Source organism: Streptomyces synnematoformans (assembly GCF_039531005.1).
Classification (GTDB): Bacteria; Actinomycetota; Actinomycetes; order Streptomycetales; family Streptomycetaceae; genus Streptomyces; species Streptomyces synnematoformans.
Map to the genome: position 1 here is coordinate 1 of NZ_BAAAPF010000431.1, position 4,692 is coordinate 4,692.

Below are 4,692 nucleotides of genomic sequence, written 5' to 3' on the forward strand. Positions count from 1 at the left end.
CGCCGACGACGCGCGGGGTGGCGTAGGCCGCCGCTTAGCGCGCGGGGCGGGCGGTGCCGGCAGCGGTTCTGTCCAGCTCGTCGGGCATCGCCCGGCGCGCCTTGTGCATCCGGGGCGCGACGTGGGCGCCGTACGCCACCTGGGCGCTGTCGGCCAGATCGGAGACCTTGGGGCCGAGCCGCTCGCGCGCCTCGTGTGCCATGTGGGTGCACTGCTCCCTGGCGGAGGTGGCGTACGGGGCCACCACCTCGGCCGCGTGCTGCACGCTGTGCTTCGCCGTGCCGGGGGCCGGGCGCGTGCCGTTCTTGCGGGTCACGAAACTCTCCTCCTTGCGGGAAGGTGGCACTGTTCGCCTGTCCACCTGAGTACAGATCATGCCCGGCTTGGACCGACTCGGCATGTTCTGTTACTGCCGAGACTTGGCGGGACGCTGCGGATCGGCAGCGCGGGCGTGCGAGGATCTGGGGACGCAATGAATCCGTAAGGAAGGCACATCGTGGCTGAGCAGCTTTACGCCACCCTGAAGACGAACCACGGGGACATCGAGGTGCGGCTCCTGCCGGACCACGCGCCGAAGACGGTGCAGAACTTCGTCGGGCTCGCCACCGGCGAGCGCGAGTGGACGCACCCGGCGACCGGCAAGGTGTCCCACGAGAAGCTGTACGACGGCACCGTGTTCCACCGCGTCATCAGCGGCTTCATGATCCAGGGCGGTGACCCGCTGGGCAACGGCACCGGCGGCCCCGGCTACGAGTTCGGCGACGAGATCCACCCGGACCTGTCGTTCAACCGCCCGTACCTGCTGGCGATGGCGAACGCGGGCCCCGGCACCAACGGCTCGCAGTTCTTCATCACGGTGTCGCCCACCACCTGGCTGACGGGCAAGCACACCATCTTCGGCGAGGTCGCCGACGCGGCTGGCCAGAAGGTCGTGGACGAGATCGCCGCCGTGAAGACGAACCGGTCCGACCGCCCGGACAACGACGTGGTCATCGAGTCCGTCACGATCACGCGGCGCTGACTCCCGGGAACCTGAGCGCCCCGCCCGTCGTATCACCGGCAGGTGCCGCGGCGGGCGGGTCCGGGCGGGGGCCCCGCGCGCGGCGGTGTGGGCGACGGGGGCGTACGCGGGCGCACCGTGAAGCACGCGGCGATGCACGTGACGTAGCGCGACGCAGGCGAGGAGACAGAGGGGACGCGGGTAGCTGATGGACCAGGCACCGGGAGACGGCGCGGGGAAGCCGGCCGGGGAGAGCGGGCTGCCCGGCTGCTACCGGCATCCGGACCGCGAGACCGGCGTGCGCTGCGTGCGCTGCGACCGGCCCATCTGCCCCGAGTGCATGATAAGCGCCGCGGTCGGCTTCCAGTGCCCGGAGTGTGTGCGCGGCGGCTCCGGTACGGGCCACGCGCCGGACGCCTCCGCGCCCCGTACGCTCGCCGGCGGTGTCACCGCGGCCGACCCGCGGCTGATCACCAAGATCATCCTCGGCCTCAACCTCGCGGTCTTCGTCGCCGCGGTCTCCGGCGGCGACCGGGTCGTCGACCCGATGCTGCTCGTCGGGCGGGCCGTCTTCTCCTTCGGCGGCCCGGTCGAGGGCGTCGCCGAGGGCCAGTGGTACCGGCTGCTGTCCTCGGTCTTCCTGCACGAGGAGGTCGCCCACATCGCGCTGAACATGCTGGCGCTGTGGTTCCTCGGGCCGCCGCTGGAGGCCGCGCTCGGGCGGGTGCGGTTCGTCACGCTCTACCTGCTGTCCGGCCTCGGCGGCAGCGCGCTGTTCTACCTGATCGCCGCGCCCAACGACGCCGCCCTCGGCGCCTCCGGCGCCATCTTCGGCCTCTTCGGCGCCACCGCGGTGCTGATGCGCCGGATGAACTACGACATGCGGCCCGTGCTGGTGCTGCTGGCGATCAACCTGGTCTTCACCTTCACCTGGTCGGGCATCGCCTGGCAGGGCCACATCGGCGGGCTGGTCATCGGCACGGCCCTCGCGTACGGGTTCGTGCACGCGCCCCGCGAGAAGAGGCTGCTGATACAGCGGGCGGTGGCGGCGGGGGCGCTGCTGGCGATCGTCGCGGTGGTCGTGATCCGCACGCTGCAGCTGACCTGAGAGCCGGGCGTAACCCGGGGGCCGCGGCCGCGTTGAGAGTGTGGAGCAAGCAGCCACGCCAGAAGTTGTCCACAGGTAGTCAGCGATCCTGTGCGTACCGTGGGGACAGTCGTTCGATATCGAACATCCCTGCGTTTTGCTTGGCAGGGCAGGAAATCAGCGCTGGTCCGGACGGTGTACCGCGGTCCGACCGGCGTCAACCCCGCTGAGGTTATCCACAGATCTTCTGCTTTCTGCACAGCTGTGGATGACCTGTGGATAACTTTGCCCACAGCGCGCCGCAGCGGGTCACCGAAGGGGACCCCGGCGTCACTTCCACTGCGTGGAGACGACGAACCCGGCGAGGATGAAGCCGAAGCCGACGACGATGTTCCAGTTCCCGATCGCATCGATCGGCAGGTCTCCCGTGGTGACGTAGAACACGACGATCCAGGCGAGTCCGATGACGAACAACGCCAGCATCAACGGCGCCACCCAGCTTCTGCCGCTGCCTGACAGCTTGAACTCGCCCGACTTCGGCGGCGGCGGGGTGTAGTCGGCCTTCTTGCGGATCCGTGACTTCGGCACGAGGGACTCTCCTGTCGACGCTGCGGTTTCGGGCCTGTCGGGGAGGCCCCGAGCCGCGGGGGCGGCTCCTTCCCCGGGCGTGTCCGTTAGCGTAGTCCTTCCCCCGGGGGTAAGGAGACAAGGGTACGGTGATCAATTCCGCTCAGCGGCCCCGTATCAGGCCCGCGCGGCTCTTCACGTTCGCCGCCTTCGGCCTCGCCGGGCTGATCTTCTGGACGAGCTTCAACACCGCGCAGGGCACCAACCTGCGCACCGACGACTCCATGCTCCGCCTCACGGACCTCATCCATGAGCGCGACCGCGCCAACCAGCGCCTCGACGGCGGCAACGCCGAGCTCCGCGACGACGTCGACGCCCTCGCCGAGCGCGACCACGGCCCCGGCACCGCCTCCCGCAAGCGGCTCCGCGAGGCGGAGCGCGCGGCCGGGAGCACGGCGGTCAGCGGCGCCGGGCTCACCGTGACCCTCACCGACGCCCCGCCGGACGCCACCGCCCTCATACCCGGCGTGCCCGAGCCCACGCCGGACACCCTCGTCGTGCACCAGCAGGACCTCCAGGCCGTCGTCAACGCCCTGTGGGCGGGCGGCGCGAAAGGCATCCGGGTCATGGACCAGCGGCTGATCTCCACCAGCGCGGTGCGCTGCGTCGGCAACACCCTGATCCTCCAGGGCCGGGTGTACTCGCCCCCGTACAAGATCACCGCCGTCGGCGACCGCCAGGACCTGCAGGCCGCCCTGGACGCCGAGCCCGCCGTGCAGAACTACCTGCGCTACGTGGACGCGTACGGCCTCGGCTACGAGGTCGACCCGCACGACTCGGTGACGCTCCCCGCCTACTCCGGCACCGTCGACCTGCACCACGCCCGCCCCGTGGAGTGACCACTCCCACGTCCCCGCGGCCGGCGGCACGGGGGAAGCCCGCCGCCTCGGGGGGCCCGGGTCGTTAGTCTGGTGACTCGTACGGACGAATTCGGCAGCGAGCACGGGTACACCACGGGCACACCACGGGCACAGGCAACGGCGAAGAGGGACGCATGTACGGCTGGATCTGGCGGCATCTGCCGGGCAACGCGCTGGTACGGGCGCTGATCTCGCTCATCCTCGTCCTCGGCATCGTCTTCCTGCTCTTCCAGTACATCTTCCCCTGGGCCGAGCCGCTGCTGCCGTTCAACGACGTCACGGTCGACGAGGGAGCCGCCCAGCGATGAGCGCCCGCATTCTGGTCGTGGACAACTACGACAGCTTCGTCTTCAACCTGGTCCAGTACCTGTGCCAGCTCGACGCCACGTGCGAGGTGCTGCGCAACGACGAGGTGGCGCCGCGGCACGCGGACGCCGGGTTCGACGGCGTGCTGCTCTCCCCCGGGCCCGGGACGCCGGAGCAGGCCGGCGTGTGCGTCGAGATGGTGCGGCACTGCGCGGAGCGCGGGCTCCCGGTGTTCGGGGTCTGCCTCGGCGTGCAGTCGATGGCGGTCGCGTACGGCGGCGTCGTCGGCCGGGCGCCGGAGCTGCTGCACGGCAAGACGTCGCCGGTGACGCACGGCGGCGCGGGCGTGTTCGCCGGACTGCCGTCGCCGTTCACGGCGACGCGGTACCACTCGCTGGCCGTCGAGCGGGAGTCGCTGCCCGCCGAGCTGGCGGTCACCGCGGAGACGGACACCGGTCTGGTCATGGGCCTGCGCCACCGCGACCTGCCGGTGGAGGGCGTGCAGTTCCACCCGGAGTCGGTGCTGACGGAGTGGGGTCACCGGATGCTGGCGAACTGGCTCGTCGAGTGCGGCGACGCGGGGGCCGTCGAGCGGTCGGCGGGACTGGCGCCGGTGACGGGCGGGCCGACGCCCGTGGGCGGCGGGCCGGCCGGGACCGCGGGGTGACCGACACCCGGCCGGACGGCCACGCACCGGGGCGCGCGGAGGAGCGCGCACCGGGGCGCGACACGCCCTACGGCGACTTCCACGACCCCGGCGGCTACGAGCGCCCCGGGGACGACTCCGCGCGCCGGGTCGTCGCCCCGGCGCG

Annotated in this window: 7 protein-coding genes; 5 read left to right on the forward strand and 2 right to left on the reverse strand. The window is 71.5% G+C overall.

Annotation, left to right across the window (positions count from 1 at the left end; genetic code table 11):
* Positions 1 to 34: 34 nt before the first annotated feature.
* On the reverse strand, positions 35 to 316 hold the full coding sequence (locus tag ABD317_RS33730; protein WP_344295124.1) for a DUF5324 family protein: 282 nt from the start codon (positions 314 to 316) through the stop codon (positions 35 to 37).
* A gap of 180 nt (positions 317 to 496) precedes the next feature.
* Here ABD317_RS33730 and ABD317_RS33735 point away from each other — a divergent pair, with 180 nt between their 5' ends.
* Both ABD317_RS33735 and ABD317_RS33740 read left to right on the forward strand, forming a co-directional pair.
* Complete coding sequence (locus tag ABD317_RS33735; protein WP_027752956.1) at positions 497 to 1,021, forward strand: peptidylprolyl isomerase; 525 nt, start codon at positions 497 to 499, stop codon at positions 1,019 to 1,021.
* Positions 1,022 to 1,208: 187 nt separating this feature from the next.
* Complete coding sequence (locus ABD317_RS33740; RefSeq protein ID WP_027752955.1) at positions 1,209 to 2,108, forward strand: rhomboid family intramembrane serine protease; 900 nt, start codon at positions 1,209 to 1,211, stop codon at positions 2,106 to 2,108.
* Positions 2,109 to 2,417: 309 nt separating this feature from the next.
* On the opposite strand, the gene crgA is transcribed toward ABD317_RS33740, so the two are convergent.
* Positions 2,418 to 2,675 carry a cell division protein CrgA gene (crgA, locus tag ABD317_RS33745; RefSeq protein ID WP_027752954.1) on the reverse strand — a complete coding sequence of 86 codons (258 nt, stop codon included), beginning with the start codon at positions 2,673 to 2,675 and terminating at the stop codon, positions 2,418 to 2,420.
* A gap of 128 nt (positions 2,676 to 2,803) precedes the next feature.
* Between crgA and ABD317_RS33750 the strand changes: the two genes are divergently transcribed.
* The 3 genes from ABD317_RS33750 (at position 2,804) to ABD317_RS33760 (ending at position 4,547) form a co-directional block, all read left to right on the forward strand.
* A complete protein-coding gene (locus tag ABD317_RS33750) occupies positions 2,804 to 3,553 on the forward strand; it encodes a DUF881 domain-containing protein (RefSeq protein WP_344295126.1) in 750 nt (249 codons plus the stop codon).
* Between the two features lie 155 nt (positions 3,554 to 3,708).
* The gene (locus ABD317_RS33755; RefSeq protein WP_027752952.1) at positions 3,709 to 3,882 is read left to right on the forward strand and encodes a hypothetical protein; all 174 of its coding nucleotides are present in this window, start codon (positions 3,709 to 3,711) and stop codon (positions 3,880 to 3,882) included.
* Positions 3,879 to 4,547, forward strand: coding sequence for an aminodeoxychorismate/anthranilate synthase component II (locus tag ABD317_RS33760; RefSeq protein WP_344295130.1), 669 nt, complete (start codon positions 3,879 to 3,881; stop codon positions 4,545 to 4,547). The genes ABD317_RS33755 and ABD317_RS33760 overlap by 4 nt, the downstream gene beginning before the upstream one ends.
* Positions 4,548 to 4,692: the final 145 nt, after the last annotated feature.